20 protein-coding genes are annotated in these 21,039 nt (G+C 59.6%); 7 read left to right on the top strand and 13 right to left on the bottom strand.

Annotated elements, in window-relative coordinates:
* Nucleotides 1-99: 99 nt before the first annotated feature.
* The 5 genes from AWB81_RS22355 to AWB81_RS22335 form a co-directional block, all read right to left on the bottom strand.
* On the bottom strand, nucleotides 100-546 hold the full coding sequence (locus AWB81_RS22355; RefSeq protein WP_062638738.1) for a universal stress protein: 447 nt from the start codon (nucleotides 544-546) through the stop codon (nucleotides 100-102).
* A gap of 63 nt (nucleotides 547-609) precedes the next feature.
* A complete protein-coding gene (locus AWB81_RS22350; RefSeq protein WP_062638737.1) occupies nucleotides 610-795 on the bottom strand; it encodes a hypothetical protein in 186 nt (61 codons plus the stop codon).
* 192 nt (nucleotides 796-987) lie between these two features.
* Entirely contained in the window at nucleotides 988-2,763 is a 1,776-nt protein-coding gene (locus tag AWB81_RS22345; protein WP_062638736.1) for a chloride channel protein, read from the bottom strand.
* 17 nt (nucleotides 2,764-2,780) lie between these two features.
* On the bottom strand, nucleotides 2,781-3,206 hold the full coding sequence (locus AWB81_RS22340) for a MarR family winged helix-turn-helix transcriptional regulator (RefSeq protein WP_062638735.1): 426 nt from the start codon (nucleotides 3,204-3,206) through the stop codon (nucleotides 2,781-2,783).
* 105 nt (nucleotides 3,207-3,311) lie between these two features.
* The gene (locus tag AWB81_RS22335; RefSeq protein ID WP_062638734.1) at nucleotides 3,312-4,484 is read right to left on the bottom strand and encodes an HPP family protein; all 1,173 of its coding nucleotides are present in this window, start codon (nucleotides 4,482-4,484) and stop codon (nucleotides 3,312-3,314) included.
* A 263-nt stretch (nucleotides 4,485-4,747) separates the two neighbouring features.
* Between AWB81_RS22335 and AWB81_RS22330 the strand changes: the two genes are divergently transcribed.
* Nucleotides 4,748-5,068 (top strand): DUF1840 domain-containing protein, encoded by a 321-nt coding sequence (locus AWB81_RS22330; RefSeq protein ID WP_062638768.1) that lies wholly within the window; start codon nucleotides 4,748-4,750, stop codon nucleotides 5,066-5,068.
* 518 nt (nucleotides 5,069-5,586) lie between these two features.
* Here AWB81_RS22330 and hmpA read toward each other — a convergent pair.
* Nucleotides 5,587-6,813 (bottom strand): NO-inducible flavohemoprotein, encoded by a 1,227-nt coding sequence (hmpA, locus tag AWB81_RS22325; RefSeq protein ID WP_062638733.1) that lies wholly within the window; start codon nucleotides 6,811-6,813, stop codon nucleotides 5,587-5,589.
* Between the two features lie 209 nt (nucleotides 6,814-7,022).
* Nucleotides 7,023-7,313, bottom strand: coding sequence for a hypothetical protein (locus tag AWB81_RS44825; RefSeq protein ID WP_143753494.1), 291 nt, complete (start codon nucleotides 7,311-7,313; stop codon nucleotides 7,023-7,025).
* A 156-nt stretch (nucleotides 7,314-7,469) separates the two neighbouring features.
* Here AWB81_RS44825 and AWB81_RS22315 point away from each other — a divergent pair, with 156 nt between their 5' ends.
* Complete coding sequence (locus AWB81_RS22315) at nucleotides 7,470-8,075, top strand: CBS domain-containing protein (protein WP_062638731.1); 606 nt, start codon at nucleotides 7,470-7,472, stop codon at nucleotides 8,073-8,075.
* 210 nt (nucleotides 8,076-8,285) lie between these two features.
* On the opposite strand, the gene AWB81_RS22310 is transcribed toward AWB81_RS22315, so the two are convergent.
* The gene (locus AWB81_RS22310; protein ID WP_327372390.1) at nucleotides 8,286-8,462 is read right to left on the bottom strand and encodes a hypothetical protein; all 177 of its coding nucleotides are present in this window, start codon (nucleotides 8,460-8,462) and stop codon (nucleotides 8,286-8,288) included.
* Nucleotides 8,463-9,537: 1,075 nt separating this feature from the next.
* Here AWB81_RS22310 and AWB81_RS22305 point away from each other — a divergent pair.
* Nucleotides 9,538-9,768 (top strand): hypothetical protein, encoded by a 231-nt coding sequence (locus tag AWB81_RS22305; RefSeq protein ID WP_062638729.1) that lies wholly within the window; start codon nucleotides 9,538-9,540, stop codon nucleotides 9,766-9,768.
* Nucleotides 9,769-9,840: 72 nt separating this feature from the next.
* Here the strand turns inward: AWB81_RS22305 and AWB81_RS22300 are convergent, their stop codons facing one another.
* Nucleotides 9,841-11,040 carry a class I SAM-dependent methyltransferase gene (locus AWB81_RS22300; RefSeq protein WP_062638767.1) on the bottom strand — a complete coding sequence of 400 codons (1,200 nt, stop codon included), beginning with the start codon at nucleotides 11,038-11,040 and terminating at the stop codon, nucleotides 9,841-9,843.
* Between the two features lie 50 nt (nucleotides 11,041-11,090).
* Nucleotides 11,091-12,644, bottom strand: coding sequence for a DUF6306 domain-containing protein (locus AWB81_RS22295; RefSeq protein WP_062638728.1), 1,554 nt, complete (start codon nucleotides 12,642-12,644; stop codon nucleotides 11,091-11,093).
* A gap of 410 nt (nucleotides 12,645-13,054) precedes the next feature.
* On the opposite strand from AWB81_RS22295, the gene AWB81_RS22290 reads away from it, so the two are divergent.
* Together AWB81_RS22290 and AWB81_RS22285 are read left to right on the top strand one after the other, a co-directional pair.
* Complete coding sequence (locus AWB81_RS22290) at nucleotides 13,055-13,957, top strand: LysR family transcriptional regulator (protein ID WP_062638727.1); 903 nt, start codon at nucleotides 13,055-13,057, stop codon at nucleotides 13,955-13,957.
* Nucleotides 13,958-14,931: 974 nt separating this feature from the next.
* The gene (locus AWB81_RS22285; protein WP_062638726.1) at nucleotides 14,932-15,153 is read left to right on the top strand and encodes a hypothetical protein; all 222 of its coding nucleotides are present in this window, start codon (nucleotides 14,932-14,934) and stop codon (nucleotides 15,151-15,153) included.
* Nucleotides 15,154-16,132: 979 nt separating this feature from the next.
* Here AWB81_RS22285 and AWB81_RS22280 read toward each other — a convergent pair.
* Together AWB81_RS22280 and AWB81_RS22275 are read right to left on the bottom strand one after the other, a co-directional pair.
* Nucleotides 16,133-16,408, bottom strand: coding sequence for a hypothetical protein (locus tag AWB81_RS22280; RefSeq protein WP_087135111.1), 276 nt, complete (start codon nucleotides 16,406-16,408; stop codon nucleotides 16,133-16,135).
* A gap of 158 nt (nucleotides 16,409-16,566) precedes the next feature.
* Nucleotides 16,567-16,779, bottom strand: a complete 213-nt coding sequence (locus AWB81_RS22275) for a hypothetical protein (RefSeq protein WP_062638725.1) — start codon at nucleotides 16,777-16,779, stop codon at nucleotides 16,567-16,569.
* A 316-nt stretch (nucleotides 16,780-17,095) separates the two neighbouring features.
* Here AWB81_RS22275 and AWB81_RS22270 point away from each other — a divergent pair, with 316 nt between their 5' ends.
* The gene (locus AWB81_RS22270; protein ID WP_062638724.1) at nucleotides 17,096-17,584 is read left to right on the top strand and encodes a hypothetical protein; all 489 of its coding nucleotides are present in this window, start codon (nucleotides 17,096-17,098) and stop codon (nucleotides 17,582-17,584) included.
* A gap of 280 nt (nucleotides 17,585-17,864) precedes the next feature.
* Complete coding sequence (gene rpoD / locus AWB81_RS22265) at nucleotides 17,865-19,868, top strand: RNA polymerase sigma factor RpoD (protein ID WP_062638723.1); 2,004 nt, start codon at nucleotides 17,865-17,867, stop codon at nucleotides 19,866-19,868.
* A gap of 663 nt (nucleotides 19,869-20,531) precedes the next feature.
* Here the strand turns inward: rpoD and AWB81_RS22260 are convergent.
* Nucleotides 20,532-21,039 (bottom strand): MFS transporter (locus AWB81_RS22260; RefSeq protein WP_062638722.1); only part of this gene is annotated, 508 nt, incomplete at its 5' end.

Below are 21,039 nucleotides of genomic sequence, written 5' to 3'. Positions count from 1 at the left end.
GAGTACCCAGTAAAAGTGAATGTCCATTTCAATAGTAATATGCACCGAACCTACTTACGGCGCGTTTAAGCGGAACGCGACACTCTTCAGTCAAACAAGTCAAACTGACGCGACCGACGCGCTTTCGAACAATACACCGCAGGTCACACGGCGCAGCAGCAGCGTGGAATTGTCGCTCGTCCACCCGCGCGCAAATGCGCTTCCCGGGCTCTGCCCGATCACAATCAGATCCGCCCTTACTATGTTCGCCAATCGGGAAACTTCATCGACAGGATTTCCCAACAGCAAGTGACCCGTTGCCGCGGCCGTCGAAGCGCGCAACCTCTCCACGCCTTCATGAAGAATCGCCATGGCAGTCTTTTCGTCGAGATCGAATTCGACAGCGGGAAGCGGGTCGAAACCACCGGCGCCGCAGCAACACTCGAGCACCGCTAACAAATGTGCTTCGGCGTTCAACTGGCGGACGAGCGCCGAACCGCATCGCAGCGAAGCTTGACCGCTTGCCGTACCGTCATAACAGAGAAGTATCCGATCGATTGAGAACATCGTTGAGGCCGTCGATGAGTCTCCACCGTTGACAAATCCGGTGGGCTATTACCTGTTCGATGACTAGGTAATGAGCGGTACCGCCTCAATCAGCGCAAAACCGACTAATGCACCGATCGCGGCGCCTACGAGCTTAGGGTGCCATCGATCAAGGTGGATAGCGGCAAGGAGCGCACCGACCAGAATGACGCCCAGAAGCGCGGACGCGATGATCAAATAACCGATCTCGAAGTCACTGGTAATAACCATGATCGTTCCCCCTTAGCCGGTCTACCTCGGCCACTGCTCGAAATCAGACCAGCACGACAGGCCCGCTTGCGAGCGGGCAGCGAAAACTGACCCAACCTACGATTTAATTATAGATCACAACGTGAGGTAATGTGTGAGGACGGACGGGCCTCAAAACCGGGTTTGTCTGCAAGTAACGCTTCAAGCATCGTCTCAGCCGCCGCGGCCCGCACGAAATAAACGCGTCTTCGACCCGCCTACGCGAATTCGCCGGAAGCGCTCGCGCTTGTGCTCTTCATCGAAATGGGCGAGCGACGGTTTCACGAGATCGCTGCGCGACACGATGCCGATCAGCCGCCGCGTCTCATTGTCCGCGACAACCGGCAGCCGTTCGAGGCCGTGGACGGCGAGCCGCGTCGCGACCAGCCGGCAGGTTTCGCCGGGCAGCGCGACGACGGGCGCCACGCCGCGCAGCGCATCGGCGACAGTCGTTTCCACATCGAGCGCGAGCGTCGCCCGGTCGACCATGCCGATCACCGCGCCGTCGCGCACGGCCGGATACGCGCGATGCGTCTGCGCGTCGCCGAAGAAGGTCGCGAGCGCGTCGCGCACGGTCAGGCCGGCGTCGATCGTCTGCACGCCGCGCGACATCACCTCGTCGACGTGATGCCGCTCCAGCGGATCGACGCCATATTCGCGATAGATGTGATAGCCGCGCCGCGCGATCTTCTCCGTCATGATCGAGCGCTTCATGACGACGGTCGTGAAGCCGTGCGCGACGAGCGTTGCCGCGAGCAGCGGCAAGAGCGCGTTGACGTCGTGCGTGAGACCGAACGCGAAGACGATCGCGGTAAGCGGCGCGCCCAGCGTGGCGCCGAGCGTCGCGGCCATGCAGACGAGCGGCCACAGCGCCGGCTCGCCGCCGGGCAGCACGGGCGCGAGCACGGTGCCGAGCCCCGCGCCGAGCATCAGGAGCGGCGCGAGCACGCCGCCCGAGGTCCCCGACCCGAGCGCGACGACCCAGATGATCGCCTTCACGGCGAGGATCGCGACGGCGACCTGCAACGCGACGTGCTGATGCAGCAAATCGCCGATCACGTCATAGCCGACGCCGAGCGCGCGCGGCTCGATATATCCGCCGATGCCGATTACGAGTCCGCCGATCGCGGGCCACCACATCCAGTGGATGGGGAGCTTGCCAAAGAGATCCTCGGTCTTGTAGAGCGCCGCCGACAGCCCGGACGCCAGCGCACCCGACAGCAACCCCGCAATCACGCACGACACGAGCGACAACGCGCCGGGCGGCGCCGTCACGAGCGGAAAGAGCGGTCCTTGCCCGAAGAACGCGACCCGCGCGAACCCGGCCACTGCGCACGCGAGCGCGACCGGCAGGAAGCTGCGCGGCCGCCACTCGAAGAGCAGCAGTTCGACGGCGAGCAGCACGGCGGCCACGGGCGTGCCGAACACGGCCGTCATGCCCGCGGCCGCTCCGGCGACGAGCAGCGTCTTGCGTTCCGCGGCGGTCACCTTCACGCACTGCGCGATCAGCGAGCCGAGCGCGCCTCCCGTCATGATGATCGGGCCTTCGGCACCGAACGGCCCGCCGCTGCCGATCACAATCCCCGACGACAGCGGCTTCAGCACGGCGACTTTCGGCGACATGCGACTCTTGCCGAACAAAATCGCCTCGATCGCTTCGGGGATGCCGTGGCCGCGAATCTTCTCGGAGCCGAAACGCGCCATCAGTCCGACGATGAGCCCGCCGATAACTGGCACGACGATCACCCAGAGTCCGAGCGTGTTGTCAGCGGGTGAGCGGTCCGCGAACGAAAAGCTGCCGAAGAAAAACAGGTTGGTGAACAGATGGATGAGCGAGAGCAGCACGAACGCCGCGAGCGTGGCGATACCGCCGATCACGGAGGCGAGCGCGGAAATGCCGGGCAGCCGGGCATTCGCCGCGAAGTCGCGCCGGGTCGAATGAAGGTTCATGAGGCGTTGAAAACCCGTCAGAAGTCGATTTGAGGCACGCGGAAAGAGCCCTGCAGCGACTTTAGCTCCGCGCGATGAAGTTGCGCGAGCCGCGCGAGCGCCTGCTCACCCGCCTTCTGCAAATGCACTTCGACCTGCCGCCGATCCGTCTGACTGACCTGGCGCCGCACGAGATCGAGCGCTTCGCAACGCGTCACCAGCGCGACGACGCCGTGGTGGTGTGACTGCAGTCGTTCGGCCAATTCGCCGATCGTCGCCCAGTCGCGGCCGGGATAGCCGCGAATATGCAGCAGTAGCAGATACTGCAGCGGCGTAACGCCTTCCCCGTGGGCGGCCTGCTCAGAGAAGCGCTCAAAGCGCCGCATCTGGTACCGAAACGCCGAAAGTTGCTCGAAATCTTTTTTGCTTAGGTTGCGCGTCTCGCCGCGGACAAGCTCTTTCATCGTGATGTCTCAAACTCGCAAAGCGCGATTATATATCACAAAGTGATACGAACGGCCGATTCGCGACTGGCGACTCGCGACTCGCGTAGAACGGTCGCCCTGTCTCTAGGCGGCCTGTCGCTGCGGCAATTGCGTTTGCCGATAGAGACCCGAGATCAGGTCGGCTTGTGTGATCATGCCGACCAGCCGCTCGTGCACATCGACCACCGGAATGTGATGGTGGCCGTAATTGGCGAAGAGCGGCACGAGCTCGGCGATCGGCCTCGCGCTGCTTACCGTGCAGACGTCTGTCGCCATCAATGCGCCGACGAGCCGCGGCGAACCGTCGTTGCCTGCGAACCAGCGGGCCGGGCGTCGCAACAGTGCCCCCAACGGGCTGGCGCACGCGTCGCGCGCAAGGTCCGCGCGGGTCACGATGCCGACCACACGACCTTGCGCGTCGGCCACCGGCAGAGCCTTCACGGCACGACGGCTTAACAGGTCGGAAGCCGTTGCAGCCGTTGTTGTCGCGAAGATCGATGCGACCGGGTGGGACATGATGTCCCCACAGGTCAACTCGCCGAAGCCGCGGATGTACGCTTGCAACTGCGCTTCGTTCACGACCGACTCGAAATCGGCGGGGTCGATGTCGAGCATTTCGCCGCGCCGCGCGAGCACCAGTTCCAGATCGGCGCGCGTGAAACCCGGGTTCGTGGCGAGGTTCGAGGCCTGGCTTACCGCATTGCCTTTCACGCTTTGTCCGGCGACGTGCGGATAGCGGTGGCCTGTCAGCGCATGGAACACGATTGCCGCTGCGAGCAAGGCGAACGACTGAATGAGGATCGGTTCGAACACAAAGCCGAAGCCCAACGAATGGATCGATGGACCGCCAAGGACCGCAGTGAGCGCCACCGCTCCAGACGGCGGGTGCACACACCGCAGTGTGAACATCGCGCAGATCGCCAAAGCGATAGCGAGCGCCGCCGCATCGACGGGGTCGGCGATCCAGGTCGCGCAGGCGACCCCGACCGTTGCCGACACGAGATTTCCGCCGATAATTGACCAGGGCTGCGCAAGCGGACTCGCCGGCACGGCGAAGAGCAGCACGGCAGAGGCGCCCATCGGCGCGACAAGCAACGGAATGCTCGCCGACGACCCAAGCATCAGATGCATCGTGCCGCCAGTGAAGCCGATCCCGATCAGCGCCCCGAGGCAGGAGCGAAGGCGTTCAGGCCATCTGACGGCAACTGACGACGGTGCAAAGCTGACAAGCCAGCCAACAGGTGAAGTGCGACTCAAGCTTACTCAGGCAGAAGTGCAAGCAAAGGGACCCACCTTAGGGGCAACAGCATCAGCCGGCAAAGGAACCATTAGAAATAAATATATTACAGCATGATATAAAACGCGACTCCCCGCGTCGGGAAAAGCTCAGATTAAGGCTTTGAGCCCATCTGACTACGCGCCGGACGTGCACTATATCATAGTGTGATGTACAATGAGCGTCTGATAGGTCGATGGTGCTCTGTGTGCCCGACCAGGAATTGACAGCGAGGAGGAGTGTCATGCTGATCACCTTTCAATCGAAAGCCGCGCCGGATGTCACGATGCTCAAGGACCTGGCGGGCTATCTGCTGGGGCTCGTTGGCAAGCGATTGGACGTGCGAGGCGTCATTACGCGGGAGCAACTACCCGGTGCTATCGAGCGCCTTGAGGCCGCGATCGTCGACGATAAAAACACTGAAGAAGGAAGCGCGCCTTTACATCATACGACGCACGCTAATGCTTACGAGCATCGCGCTGGGCTCTCTCAGCGCGCCTATCCATTTCTGGACATGCTGCGCCAGGCACGCGATCAAGAGGCAGACGTCATCTGGGGACTTTGATGACGCTATACAGCACTTAAAGGAAAGATGGGGCGCTGCGGGAGGAATCTAATGTCGTCGGCCCATGGGAGCGGCCATGAAGATTTTGGCGTTTGCAATGCTTTGGGGCGTTTTCGTCGCCAGTTCGTTCGCTCAGCCGCGACTCGCGGCAACGAGCGCGGTCGCAATCGGCGGTTTTCCTGAAACGACGACCTGCGCGCAATCGACCTGCTGCAACTTTTGCGACTGTTGCCACATTGGCGCAGGCTCAGCAGTGCTGCGGGTCATCGGACCATACGGCAACGTACTGCCGGATCTTATTCATACAGGCTCTTTCACCTTGATAAGGTGGCGTAGTGGCGAGACGAGCCCGAAGGCCGGTGCACACGTTATGTTTGTCTGGCCCTCGGCCTGAATCGTCAAAAGTACTGGCGAAAGAACTGTTGCGAACTCTGCCGTGCCCGATAGGGGATAGAACCCTATATCGAAAGTGGCGTGCGGCCCGTCGCAAAGCGCCGTCCCAAAGCGCCGTCCCATGTCTAACGGAGGTCGCCGACTCCGAAAACCTCCGTGCGAATTCGCGATGCGTCGACTCCCAGAGCCCGCAATGCGTCCACCTGCGCGCGCATGAACGGCATGGGTCCGCACACGAAGTACTCCGCGTCGCGAAGCAGCACCGCTTCGCGAATCGTTGCGAGCTCAAGGCGTCCGACGAAATCGTAGTCGCTGCCCTGTACGTCGTTCGGCCCGACTTCCTCGTAAAACGTCAGTTTCGAAGCATTCGGGTGATCGGCTATGACGTCGTCGAGCCATTCTCGAAAGGCATGCACTCGTCGGTTGCGACACGCATGGAGGAAGCTGACGCGGCGGGTGGCAGAATCCATCACAATCGTGGCCAGCATCGAAACCATGGGCGTCAGGCCAACACCGCCGCTTATTAATACGACAGGCGTTCGCTTGGTACGCTCCAGGACGAAATCGCCATAGGGCGCGCTCACTTCGACATGTCCGCCAGCGTGCAATTCGTCATGTAACAGAGTGGAGACTCGGCCGGCCGGTTTTGCAGCGTCGCCCTCGCCGGCGGCCTCCCGTTTCACCGATATGCGTAGCCATTTGCCGTGCGGCGCGTCCGACAGAGTGTATTGACGGGGCTGTTCGAGCCCGATATCGCCGACATAGCGCTTGACGCTCACAAACTGACCCGGCTCGAAAGGAGGAAGCGCCTTGCCGTCGGTGGGAACCAGATAGAACGACGAGATCTCCTCGCTTTCGTCAACTTTGCGCACAACCTCGAACGGACGCCACCCAATCCAGCCACCCGGCTGCGCCGCGCGCTGATCGTAGAGCTCTTTCTCGGCGCCAATCATGACGTCCGCGAGCTGCTGGTACGCGGCGGCCCAGGCGTCGCGCATCTCACCGCTGAAGGCGTCACCCAGCGTCTCGCCCATTGCGGCAAGCAGGTGCTCACCCACGATAGGATAGTGCTCCGGCTGCACGCCAAGGCTGGCATGCTTCTGGGATATACGCTTGACGGCTGGTCCGAGCGCGGCGAGATTGTCGATGTTAGAGGCGTATGCCCAAACGGCATGCGCCAGCGCCTCCGACTGTCCACCGGATCGCTGGTTGGCGTGGTTGAAAAGATTTCTGAGCTCGGGGTGATGTTCAAAGAGGCGGTGGTAGAACCGTGTCACCACCGTCATTCCGTGCTCGCTGAGAACTGGCGCGCTCGACTTGATGATCTCGGTCTGCTTTGGGGTCAAGGCCATTGCGGATCTCCTGTGTACGCGCTCGCCCTTGCTATCGCCGTGGCGGTTTCGCAGCTCAACTGCGCGAGACGCCCAATGCGCGAGCGCGTCCCACGAATAAGAGCAAGGACAACGCTTCGATTATATTTGAGGCGACGACAAAGCGTAGACGCGCTAGTCGGCGCTCATCGAGTTTGTCATCCAGGGTCCAGGCGTGCTTATAGTAGGGGTCAACGATCCTCGCCTCGGCCTCGCGACCACCGCTCGATATCGGCGAGGAGCTGAAGATATTCATTCAATACGGCGGTGTTACGATCCGATGTGGCAACACCTTGATGCACTTCGGTCCGAAGCCGGCCGAGTTTTTCCAGCAAAATAGACGCAGGTATCGTTTGGACCGTCAAAATTCTGAAGTCCATCCGGATTTCGGCGGCGCTACGTTGATAGCGATCTCTCATCTTCTTCTCAGGGCTCTTTGAGTCATGCGATGCATTCCAACGGCCCTTGCCTGTTGGCAGCATTGGCCTAGCCGACCTCTGCAGTGACGTACTGGCGCCCAGTACCGGCCGGCGCCAATCGTCTTCGGGAAAACGCTGATCGCATTTCGCTTAATACGCATCAGCTGAGCGTATCATGGTGTGATACGTTTATCCTAGCGCAGTTGGACGAGGGTAATCATGGCCGTATCTTCCAATTTTACAAGGTGGCTGACGGGTGTTCGTCGTGCCGCGGCACAACTCGACGTCGGTCATTCTTTCCTGGATGAGACGTGTACGCCGGCGGCGGACTCAGACCGTGTGGCGCTGCTTCGCGAGCAGCTCGAACAGCAAGTGTTCTTCAGGAGACTGATGGAAATGACCTGCGTGGAGGTGATGCAGGTTCCCGTTACGAGCGTCACTGATGATCAAACTATTGGTAGCGCACTTAATCTGCTCGATAAACGGCGAGTCAAATTGCTGCCCGTGATCGACACGAGAGGTCGCCTGATTGGCGTCGTCACGCGCGCGGATCTTCAGCCGCTTCACCCGAGCGTCCGCGGCGTTGCTGTGGAACGCAGCGCGATCGAGGCCGCGGAACGGGAAAGGAGACGGTTACCGGTTCGCAGCGTGATGTCGACTGAAGTGACTACAGTTAATGCGGCGACCAGAGTAGCAGAGGTGATCCCCCGCTTCACCGCTCGAGGGCATCATCACATCCCAGTGGTGCTCGACGACAATAAGTTAGTTGGAATGCTCACGCAATCGGATATCGTGGCAATAATGTGCCGAAGGAAGGCGGGCTAACCTCGGTCTGGTATTCGAGCCACACGCAGCGATCGACGGTAAAGGAGATCCCTTCAAAACAGTGCCTGGATCTGTGAGGGAGGCCTCTGCTAGATCATGGCGAAGCGGTCATAGCGCTTTGCCGCGTTATGGTCATTCGGGGCCTCGTTGTGAGTTACGGGTCTTACAGCTGTCAACGGCGCTTTCGGTCCGACGATCCATTGAACTGGTTTATACAATCAGCGGAATGCGCGACACTGCGTCGAGCATCAATCGACCATCGCGTGTCAGATGAAGTCGCTGGCATCCGGAAGCGAGCGTCTCACGGGTGACGAGATGGCGGCCGAGCAGTGCTTCCAGATCGTCGGCCCTCAGTTCTGACTGATCGAGCGCGTCGCGGACGAGCATGAGAGCAGCGAATTCGTGCAGGCTAAGCAATTTTTGTCTCCCAACAGTAGTCAGTCTTGGATGTGATTATTTGGAGCACTACCGCAGGTCTCCGAGGCGTCATGCCGACGACTGCGGCAACTCGCCAGATCTGCTGAAACGACCTCGGCCAGTCCTACCGATGACAGGTCCTGGCGATACACCCGTCATGAATCTCGCGAACGAATGAACGACGAAATCAACTGACTTGGAAGTCGATGGAATTCCAACAAGAGATCGCAATCGCGTTCCATTTACCCGTGCGTGCACGCCCACGCGATTCCCATAGACGAGCACGTCGACGATCTTGCCTCAATATCTGACAGTGATCTCGACAGCGCGGCAAAGACGCTTATTTTGGCCTCGCCGCCTCGCGCGGGTAGCAAGCCAGACGACGCGGAGATACATTAGCAGCCGTTCATGAGAATGGTGTGCAGGAGGGCGATGTCTTGCCTCGCACGGCCAGATGGAAAAGGCCAACTGACCGGCGCGCCGACGCAGGCATATGTCGTCATCCTGATTCATCAACGCGATATCCTCCCGGGGCAATTGCGCCCCAATGCCGCAGCATCAAGCTCTGCGGCGTCTCGTTAGCACTCAGCCCGCGCCGGCGGTGAGGAGTCGCTGAGCTGGTGTGGCAGCCTGTCCGGGTCGGGCCGTGCTAGCCCTGCAAACCTGCCATGCTCTTGCGCAACTACGAGAGCGGACAACGGCATGCAGCATGCAAAGGCGTATGTGGCTGCGGCACCGGCGCCGATCAAACTTAGAGCGGCCGCTGAGATCGATAGATAGTCCATTTGTGCCTCCGTTCGCTAAGAACTGTTCAAATTATGTATCACGACATGATGTAATGCAACCTGGTATGTAGTTACCTGTCGTGCGTGGACGCCTGTAGCGATCATCCCTCGCATGTATCTGGACGTTGTTAAGCGGAATGCTATTGATTTCGCAACACGTACTTGTATGCCTTCGACGTAAGCGGGAGACGGGGCCGCTCAGCGCCAAGCTGTGGAGTTTTCCGCGATTGCGGCCTCTCCCTTAAATCGAGCTGATTGAAATGATTGAGCGAGATCATCGCGTCCTCGCCGTCCTTCCATTTGTCGGGCATCGCAACGTGGTGGGAGTCTGGCAGCTGCAGTGCGTCGACAATGTGCAGGAGTTCGTTAAGCTGCTGCCGATGCTCAATCCCTGTTCAAGCGCCACGCCGCATAAAGGCATCGCGCTCCAAATCAAGGCCAGTGCTACTTGGGTGAATGTTGCTCATCTCGCTGACCTGGTGCGTCCGTAGCCCCTCGATAGACGGCGAGCGTGTTTTGCAGTCTGCTTCGCGGCCAGCCCTTTTGGTGTGAAGGCGGGAAAATCAATAAATGTAACGGCGTGACCACGGGAGGGTGGCTGCACTGCGGCCTGCCTTGCGGCCAACGATCTGGAAGATGGCAACCTCGTCGTTCTCGAACGCATAGGCGCAGCCGGCGAGATAAATGCGCCAGATCCGATACTTCTCCTCGTCGACGAGCGCGTGCAGTCTCATACTTTGTGCTTCGTAGTTGTCGCTCCATATACGAAGCGTTCTGGCATAGTGACGGCGGAGGTTTTCCACGTCGAACGCTTCCAGTCCACCGCATTGCATGGCGTTCAGCGCGAGGCTGAGGTGGGGCAAGTCGCCGTTCGGAAACACGTACTTTTCGATGAACGGGCTGCCGTGTGAGGTTTCGTCACCGCCAGGGTCCGTCGAAGTAATCCCGTGATTCATGATGACACCATCGTCGGCCAGTAGGCTTTGAACGCGCGCAAAGTACCCTGATAGATTCGCGCGTCCCACGTGCTCGAACATGCCAACGCTTGTAATCCGGTCGAACCGTCCGTCAACGTCGCGATAGTCCTGCAAACGAATCTCGATGCGATCCGCGAGGCCGGCGGCTTTCACGCATTCGTTAGCCCAGTCGTATTGGTTTCTGGACAGCGTAATCCCGACGCAACGCGCGCCGAATTTTTGCGCGGCTCGAATCACGAGCGCACCCCAGCCGCAGCCGATGTCGAGCAGTGTGTGCCCCGGCTGGAGCTGGATCTTGGTCAAGATATGATCGATCTTTTTCTGTTGCGCGGTTGCGAGATCTTCATCGCCATTTTCGAAATAAGCGCACGAGTAGACCATCCCGGGGTCGAGCCACAATCCATAGAAATCGTTCGAAACATCGTAGTGATACTGGATCGATTGCTTGTCCGACGCCCTCGAGTGCGTGACACGCCGCGCAAGACGCTGCCACTGACCCGGCGCATTGGCGACGGTTTTGGCAAGCCCGTAACTGATCTCAATGATATCGCTCAGCTTTCCTTCGACGTCGATTTTATCCTGAACATACGCGACGCCGAGATTATCGAGGTTCGGGTCGAGCAACAGTGGCATCGCCGCGGGCGACTTCACGTGCAAGGTGACGGCCGGCTGCCTGAAGTCGCCAAGGTCAAACGACTGACCATCCCACAGTGCCAGCCGTGCTGGCATGTTGACGCCGGCGCGCACTTCGGCAGCCCATTGCGCCAGCCGTTTATCCCAAAGCATCTGATCCTCCGTCATTTCGGTGGTCAAGCGAGTCCTGCTTCGCAAGGTCGCTATGCGCTGCCTGGCGGAGCGCCGCCAGTCGCAGCCTCGAGTTGTCTCTCGACGAGCCTAATGTTTTCTTGGTGCGACGCTAGCATCGCGGTGAGTTCGGCGCGGAGTTGTTTTTCGTCGACGCCGGGCAGCAGCGCATGGAGCTTGCGCACGACCCACGCCTGGCCTCGATTTAGGAATGCCATGCGCTGCCACAGATCTGCGACGGCCATAGCTTTCTCATAAAAGGCACCGGTGCGCCGCGATGGCGACCCGTCCAGCGACTGAATCGCCTTTGTCAGCACGCCGCACCAGCGCGCCTCGTCTTGCCGGACGGCGATCATCATCTGCTTTAGTGATGGTTCGGCGATTTCAACGACCATTTGAGACGCCACCCGTGCGCCGGCGCGCTCGGCCTCCAGCAGTTCGTTCAGTGTCGCCAGTAGCGCGTGACGGCCAGTGGTTCTATGTCGCTCGTCACCCATGTGCTCCGACAGGGCAATGGCTGATTCCTTCCTGTCGAGCACGGATGCAACGCCTGGGTCGAGAAGCGCGCCGGCCTGCAAGACGATCTGGTGTAGGCGCGTAGCTGCTCCCGTTATGTCGCTGATGCGTTCCGCGCCCGTTCCGGCGTACAGTGCCATTGCTTCGAAGTCGCCCGTCATTGAACGCAGTGGCGAATCGGTGCTAAACAGATAGATCGGCCGTCCTTCCTCTTCGCCGATCACTGTGCTTTCCGTGCCGTTCGTGCCGCAAGCGCCGAAGGGGTCGCCGCGCTCCCCGCGCGTGACGCTATTGGCCAGCACGCGCACCCGAGCGCCCTTGGGCCAGTTGATATGAAACGAGTCCGTCAGAAGTGTCTCGTGCTCGCCCGCATCGACAATGCGCTGCTTGTGGTAACTGTGCGCAAAGGACTCGCGAGTCGGAATCATCGCTGTGCCGAGGACGACGCCCTGCGCGCCGAGGGAGAGGGCGGTCGCGACATCTGCGCCTTCGGTGATGCCGCCGGCCGCGAGGACAGGAAGCCGCGTGCCCGCGACGACCTCTGGCAGCAGCACCGCCAGGGGTTGGGTGCCACGCACGTGCCCGCCAGCCTCTCGGCCTTGGACAATCAGGAAATTTACGCCCGCGGCTTCGGCCGAGCGTGCCTCTTCGATCGAGCCGATCTGATAGGCGACCGTAATGCCGGCATCGCGCAGCCGCCGGACAATCGCGGGAATGACGTCCCAAAAAAGCGCCACGACCGGGACGCCTATTTCGATGCAGGTGGCGATTTGAGCGTCGAGCAAATCGACGGGCGTCGCAGTGGGAATCAGGTTGACGCCGAACTTGCGATCTGTGCCGGCGCGAACTTCTCGGACTTCCTTCAAAATCAGAGAGGTCGGCTCACGCACCATGCCTAGAAAGCCGAAGCCGCCGGCAACCGTCGCCGCAGTGACAAGCTCCGCGCGTGAGACGCCGCCCATGCCGGCGAGCACGACGGGCCACGTGCAGCCAAGAAGGTCGCACATGGGACGATGGAGCGTGTTTGCGAACCGATGAAGGTCAGAAGACAGATCGAGCGCAATCGACATAACACTCCTTTCCCTGTGCGGATACCGGGCCCCGCCGGAGCCACAGATGCAATGGCGTCTAGAAAAAGGTGGCTTCGGCTCCGGCGCGTCAGTCATACATTGGACAAATGTTCGGGTTTACCGCGCTCGCGCGGGCAAGATCGAGCGTCGTCCTGTTGGCTGTGAGGTCGACTTCTTGTCAACGTTCTCCACATACATTGCTAGTGTCATTCACCGAAAAAATTGCCCGAGGGAAAGGATGCTCTTGCTCGACGCATGCCCTTCATGTGGATAGTAAGGATGCCTTTGGCGCGAGCGCCGGTGGTTCTGCGGGCCCCTTCAAGCGGCTAAACTTATTCTCGCACCCGCGTTGTCAACACACCAATGCATTATGATTAAAAATGTGAGCAAAATAATTGATATGAAAGTCAATGGACATCACACTGGCGCGTACATTTTTGGAAGTGTCGGCAAGCGGTAGCTTCGTGCTGGCGGCGCAGCGTATGCACTTGACGCAAACAGCAGTGAGTGCTCGGATCAGAACATTGGAAGAACAACTCGGACGTCGACTGTTCGTTCGAAATAAGGCCGGCGCACGGCTGACCGCTGCCGGTGAACGATTTGTTCGTCACGCGACGACTTTGATTCAGGTGTGGGAGCAAGCGCGGCAGCACGTGGCGCTTCCAGCCGGACGCGAGGAAGGTGTGAGCCTCGGTGCCGAACTCAGCTTGTGGCAGCCGTTGCTGGCGGACTGGCTCGTCTGGATGCACCGCGCCTGCCCAGAGGTGGCACTGCGCGCGGAAGTCGATAGTCCCACGCGCCTGCTCGATCGCGTGCACGAGGGATCGCTCGATCTGGCGGTTCTTTATAATCCGCCGCAGCGTCCCGACCTCGTTTCGGAACTGCTTATCGAAGAAAAGCTCGTCATGGTCACGAGCGCGTCCGACGGCACGATGCAGCCGAATCAATATATCTACGTCGACTGGGGGTCCAGTTTCGTCGCGAACCATCAAGCCGCGTTTCCGGAACTTAGTAGCCCGCCCGTATCCATTTCGCTTGGTCCGCTTGCTTTGACTTATTTGCTGACCGTCGGAGGCTCCGGCTATTTCCGCAGCGGCACGGTTCAACCTTTTCTGGTGGAGGGGAGGCTGCGACAAGTCGCCAACGCGCCGGAGTTTTCGTGGTCGGCGTACACGGTGTATCGCACACGTCGTGAGGGGCATGTGATCGAGCGCGTGCGGCAGGGCCTGCATGTGGTCGCGGCGGCTCAAGACACATCTGGGCACGGTTCAAGTCTCCGATCGCCTAGAGCGAAAAAGAAACCGAAGCGCTAGCGGCACGCGGGTCAGCCTGTGAGAGCCGGTTGATGGAAAAACTCAAAGCTTGCAATGTGCTTTCGAACGCACTTTAACGAGCGCTTCCCTTGCGCCGCCGCAGTGCTGCAGTATCGGTCGGTCAAGGGGCCATCTTGCAAATACCCGTGCACGCGAAGACAACCCAGGCCCGACGCCGATTTTTCGGGCGTCGTATGCACGTCCACCCCGTCGGAAGGATGCAGGTTTTGCAAACTTAGCACATAGGATATGGCATTGATCCGAGGCAGGCAGGCGCCCAGCCAGAATTCCTTTAAGCATGTGCCAGTGGTCCGACGGCCTCCTAAACCAATTGGCCGCCCCTGTAAGACTAAGTGCGCGGCTGTACGACGGAACGTTCTCGGCAAGCGCATCGTGCCGCGCCGATCCCGCGTAGCAAAGGTCTTCCACGTCAGTGTGGTCTTACTGCGAAGGGCAACTGCGTTGTCAGAGCGTTCCATTGCGGTGAAACGGCAACGAACACGAACCGCCCACGGCGCATTTTTTTCGTGCGGAAGGGAATGGGAATTGCTCATGGGAAGGCAAACGTTCACCCGAACCGCGAGGCAAAACTCTCGTGGCACATGTTTGAACTGTCTGGCAGATTAGTCGTCGAGCGTGATCGTGCCGACACCCGCCCCGATCGCCTCCCTGAAGTATTCTTGGCGAAAGTCGTACAAGGTCTTGTTGCCCACGATTCGCAGCCTTCGAACTTGACGAGCTCCAACCCCGCAACTTAAGGGACTTAAGGGCACGAGGTGCATCCCCTTGTACACCAGTCTGCTGCTTCCACGACAAGGGCGGGAATAGCTGCCTCGCGGATATGAACTTGCACCCCCAAGACTGTCGGGCGTTGGAGCTTGCTTTATACAGTGAGCAAGGCAAAATTACAGGACCGGTCGCTGGCGCGGATTTACGTGGCGCGCTCGTGGTTGAACTCTAACTGCTGAGAGAAAATGACAAAAGCGGCTTACACCTACGCGCATATCACCGAGAAGGTCGAAAAGGAAATCAGCAGTCTGATGACCGAGGCGCGTGGTGAGGCGACGCTGGAAGAAAAATCCCGCAAGCAACACTATGCGACCGGTGTCTACTTGGCATGGCGCGCGATTGCCGCTTTTGACTATGAGCCCGATGATGCGGAACGGCTCAAGGCGATGCTCTCGACGGGAGGTTGAAGTAAGCGCGCTGAGCCCCGTTACATCCGTGCGTGAGCGCGGCAAAGGGTTCAACCATGCAGATGTCCGGAAGAGGCCTGGGATGCGCGGTGACATGGGCGTCGGGCATGAGAAATTCACTGCGCTCGCACTGCCACGCCAACATCGGGCGCTTGTAAACTTCAGGCGTCAACGATCGGTTACCGCTGCTGCCCGTCCACGACCCGGCGCTGTTGCAGGTCGCTTCGAATGGGCTCGTGACAACTGGGCTCGAGTTCGGGACACGCCTTCAAATGCCGGCCGCGCGCCGTACTAATCGGTCCTTTTGGTGGCGGGGCAATGCGGTCGGTCGCTGTAAGAGCTGCCGCACAGCCAAACCGAAGGGGCGCGGCGGCTCTCCCAGATGCAGATGCAGGGAAAGAAAGAAAAAGCCTCATCAACGGTCAAGGATGATAAGGCTTTGAGAAAGACCCCGATTCATTGCGCCTTTGGAACCCATCAAATTCCAGCGTTCTGGCCGTTCTTCGACGGCCCGGCAAATGTATGTTTTAAGCGGAAGCTTGAATGTGCGCTTCCAGACGTGGGTGCCCTATCTTTGTCCCGCACGAGCAGCCGTCTTAAGCCGCCTCCGAAAGCAACCGACGAAGCGCGATGAGACAAACGAGCCTTTCGAGCACGATTCGAGCGGTGCTAAAGGTACCGTGGCTCTACGTTCGACCGGGCGCCCAATCCGAGACGGTAAAAGAGAGTATTAGTGAAAGTGGGCCTACGTATCGTTGATCGCTGGCTTCGGCGCCGGCGATCACTATTTTGGAGACCAGCGATCGGCATCTGAGCGACAGAAGGAAAATGTGAAAGATACGGCAGATGATGCCGCCAACCGCGCTGACGACACACGCGCCCGGCACGCTACCGATGCCGAGCATCGAAGAGCGACGCAGGTGGATTGGGGTGAGAGGGTTAGCACGGGGGCGCGGCGACTTTCGCGTTATGAATCAATTCACGTGCTGCCTTCGAGCCGTTTTTGAAGGACTTCATGCAGCTTGGAAAGCGCCATTGCGAGGTCGCAATTCTCAGCGAGGATCTTGGCGGTGAGAATTGCGTCTGCCTCAAACGGGTCGAGGTTGACCAAGCGCTCGGTTCGTCGAATCAGCAGATGCACCTCGAGACAGAGCAAACCAGGGTAGCGAGCGTCTGGATTACGGTTGATCTCATTGCATAGAACGGTCCAGCGATCAGTTAGTTGGTTCAGTGTTTCCCGATAGATCCGCTTCACCGCTTCCTCCGAGCGACTGGTGGCGCTGACGCGCGCGACGGCTGGGCCGGGTCGACCGCTTTGCCGCTATTGCCGGACCTAGCATCCTCAGTCCCCCGCGGTCTCAAGGAAAACCGGCACGCGGTGGTTCCCCAGACGTGAACTGCGGCACGGCGTAGCTAGCGCGCGGATCTATACTCGCCTCGGCCGTTGATACGGCTCATTTTATCCGCCGCTTCGGACTCGCGCTGACTGTCCTTAGAGAGTGCGGCGAATCGCCCATGCTCTGCCGCCTCCGCTAGGACGCTTTCAGAAACCAGCTCTCCAATCAGGAACGTGCCAAACGACCCCCCTGCCACGACGACGATCGCAGCTACGATCAACATCTCCATGTGCACTCCCGGCAATTATCGCTTATCGACTCGTTATAGCTGAGACCGCGAATCGATAGAGCATTTAGTGTGCCTCGTTCGGTCGAGCGGGAAATGCGCATGGGTTCGGTACCTGTATTGAGCGACCATGTAACGCCCATCGCCCTTGCCAGCCGATGCGCCCAGCTCTCGAAGCGTTAGCTCATTTTCCCCTATCCGGCCGACCGATTGCTAACTGTATTGACGGTAACTACACTGTGCAGGCTGGGATGCAGCTACACGTGGTCGTGAGCCAAAGGGAAATACAAACTGCGATGGTTGACAGACGAGTGACCGGATGGCCGAGAAAAGACAAGTCGCATTGAAGCGCGGAATGGCAAAGCGCGGAAGAAGTAACAAGGTGCTCTACATTCCCCTTGACGTTGCGACTGCGAATCGTCTCTCGCTTCGGTCGTGGACCGCTCTGGAACGTGCGCGCGCGGGACACGGAGATCGGACGGCAGCTTCGGCACTTGCCCACGCGACGATTGTGACGGATTTCCTCAGCATGGCCGGCTGCGGTTCGATCGACCATACGGCGATGGTGACTGCAAGAACCGGATTGGTGGAGACGATGGAGCGGGGCTTGCAATCAGACGAATGGATCTTTTCTGAAAATCTTTTAACGGTGCTTGGTACTGTGCTTAATGAGCATCATCGGCAATTACGTGAAGAGCGGATGGCCGCGATCGTAGAAGCCACCGAAAAGTTGGAAGTGCATCTAAAGCGTGGAAATAGTATGCTCGACCTGCTTCGTTTCTTCCCGCGAAGCGATACAGAGGTGTGAGCGAGGGTACGCAGATTGAAAGCGCACGCCCTTCCGAGCCAATGGCGCACGATAAACATACGCACTCCGCTCGTCAGGGCGGGTGGCATAGTAGACAGTTTGGTTTTGCAACCACAATCGGCCGCTACGCCTTCGCGCCTTTTCTAGCGGGCTGCGCCCCGTGTTCGTGTTGCGATTCTTGTTGTCGCTGCGCCTGAGCTGCGATTTCCGTTTGTGCGCGCGAGTCGCGATGCTATGGTCACCGTTCCGCCCGCACCGAGCAACCTATCGAGGAACCTCAATGCGAAGTTTTGATCAGGAAGATTCGGAACTGGACACGGCCGAAATAGCGCAGAAAGCTCTCGTCCGTCCCACAGCGAGGGGCAAATTCGCCGGGACCTTGCCACCGATAGCCGCATCTTCGACGGCGGGGCAAGATGGCGAGCGGCAGAGCCAGATGCGCGCACTCATTCAACTGGGCCAGGAGCGAGGCTACCTGACCCACGCGGAAATTAACGATTTCCTGCCGGACAGCTTCGCACAGGCTGCGACCATTGAAACCGTTGTCAGCACCTTCAATGACATGGGCGTGGCGGTCTATGAGCAGGCGCCCGATGCGGAGACGCTGCTGCTGAACGACGCTGCAGCGGCCGCCGCGTCAGACGACCAGGCTGACGAGGAAGCCGAGCTCGCGCTCTCGACGGCCGACTTAGAGTTTGATCACACGACGGACCCCGTGCGCATGTACATGCGCGAAATGGGCGGGACCGAATTACTGACCCGCACGGGTGAAATCGAAATGGCGAAACGCATCGAAGACGGTCTTCAGGAAATGATTCGGGCGATTGCTGCCTGCCCCGGGACGATCTCCACGATTCTCGCAAGCGCGGAGCAGATTGCGGCCGGTGAGCTACACATCGGCGAACTGGTCGACGGCCTCAACGACGACACCGCAGAGGTCGGACAGTTGACCCCGGACTCGACTGCCGTAGAAGAATTCGATAGGGACGCTGTCGACAGCGACAGCGTCGACTGCGAGGATGACAGCGGACTCGTAGCAGCGGATTCGAACAAAGGGAACGAAGCGCGTCTAAAACAGCTGACTAGCGACAGCCTCGCTATTTTTGCGCGAGTGAAAGCTTTATTCCACCAAATACCGCTTGCCGACGTGAGGGAAGGCAAGGGCGCGGCTGCCTTCGCACGCCTGAGTGAAGAAATGCAGCGTGAGCTCGCGACCATTCGCTTCACGGCGCGAACGATTGACCGGTTGTGCGCCGACGTTCAGCAGCAGGTGGCGCACGTGCGCACAGTCGAGCGGCGCATCATGCAGATTGCCGTGGAGCGATGCGGGATGCCGCGCGAGCAGTTTGTCGAATCATTTCCGGGTCATGAGACTGATTTTGATTGGACCGCAAACACTGCGGCGGCGTCCCCGGCGTACGGCGCCGCACTCGAACGCAGCTTGCCCTCGATCCAGGCCGAGCAGCAGAAGCTGATCGATATCGAAACGAACGCGGCATTGCCGTTGCAGCAGTTGAAAAAAATCAACCGGCGAATGATGGCGGCTGAGTCAAAAATGCGGCAAGCAAAACACGAGATGATTGAGGCGAACCTGCGTCTTGTCATCTCCATCGCGAAGAAGTACGTGAACCGCGGGATGCACTTCCTGGACCTGATTCAAGAGGGCAACATCGGCTTGATGAAGGCGGTTGACAAGTTCGAGTATCGGCGCGGCTGGAAGTTTTCGACCTATGCGACCTGGTGGGTGCGTCAGGCTGTGATGCGCGCGCTCGCGGATCAAGGCCGCACGATTCGTGTGCCGGTGCATATGGTCGATTCGATCAACAAACTGCACCGGATTTCGCGCGAGATTTTGCAGCAGACTGGACAGAAACCCCATCCGGCTGTCTTGGCCGAGCGCATGGGAATGCCGGAAGAAAAGATCCGGGTCATGCTTAAGGTCGTCAAACAGCCAATTTCGTTGGAAACGCCAGTGGGCGAGGACGCCGACGCCACATTTGGCGACATGATCGAAGATCTATCTGCGGCATCTCCGGCCGACGCGGCCGTTCACGCCAGCCTGCGGGCCGCGATCAATGAGGCGCTTGAAGCCCTCCCGCCGCGCGAAGCGAAGGTCCTGCGGATGCGCTTCGGGATTGATACAGCGTCCGATTGTACGCTTGACGAACTGGGCATGCAGTTCGATGTGACGCGCGAACGGATTCGCCAGATCGAAAGCAAGGCAGTGCGAAAACTCATGCATTCGAGGCGCGCCGCTAAGTTGCGAGAATTTCTCGATCGGTGAGTCAGAGAACGCACCATCGGAGCGTCGAGTTCTATCGGGAAAAGTGTCGTTACACGATTGAGGAGGCGTTCCGATACATCGCGAAGCGCTGTCTTGCAAATCGATGGTAAGGAGCGCGGCGAGGTATGGGGACACGACCCCATGTAGCCTGCGTCAATTTCGGGTCGGGCGTTGCAGGCCAACTGTAACAGTTCAAATAAGGATTGGCCTGTCGGTTCATCGACCGTTAGCTCAACGTCGCATACGAAGTCGCCAGGCACTGCTGCAACGACATCAACGATGTCCATGAATAACGGTTGCCCGGTCAAACGGCTCTTTCTGCCTCGCTCGCTGCAATCATTGGGTGTTCGACGCCGCGGTAAAGAATGCGATTGGCACGAACGGGGAGGGTAACGCCTGAATTTAACAAGCGATTGCGTGGGATCGGCAAGAGCCATCCGAGCTTCCTCGACGCAGACCTGGAAAACGGATGAACCAGTGCCGTGCCTCAAAAAGAAGCCCGCCTTTCGCGAGCGACTGGCGACGGGCTTCATCGATGTGCTTCGCGCGAATCATGACGAGGCGATTGCCGGATTCGACAGGCGCAAGAAGCTGAAAATTGAGGCAAAGGAGCGGCAAGCACGCGAGTTAGGCGCCTCTCTCGCTCCGATGCAAATGCCGCGACTAGCGCACATCCGCGCGGACCTGCGCGGCGCTCCCGTTGCCATGACGGCTCGCGCGCAGCACAGCCGCGACGAGCAGCGCGCCCAGCACCAGTCCGCCCGACACGACGAACAGCGCGGTATCGGTGCGGCCGGTCAGGTCCTTCAGATAGCCGATCATGTACGGCGAAACGAAACCCGCGAGATTGCCGATCGAGTTGATCATCGCGATGCCAGCCGCTGCCGTCACGCCGGTGAGGAACGCCGTCGGCAGGCTCCAGAACAGCGCAGGGATCGACAGCACGCCCATGTTCGCAAGACACAACGCGATTACCCCGAGCACCGGCTGGTTCTGCCACAGCACGCAGAGCGCAAAGCCGATGGCGGCCATCGAGAATGCCACGATCAGATGCCACTTTCGTTCGTTATGCCGGTCCGCGCTGAAGCCGAACACGAGCATGCTGACGATCGCGCACACGCCGGGGACGGCGGTCAGGATGCCGATGGTGAAGGCATCGGTCACACCCATC

This window comes from Caballeronia arationis, assembly GCF_001544975.2.
GTDB lineage: Bacteria > Pseudomonadota > Gammaproteobacteria > Burkholderiales > Burkholderiaceae > Caballeronia > Caballeronia arationis.
The sequence above is the reverse complement of the archived record's forward strand: the minus strand, read 5'-3'. Positions and strand labels throughout refer to the sequence as shown.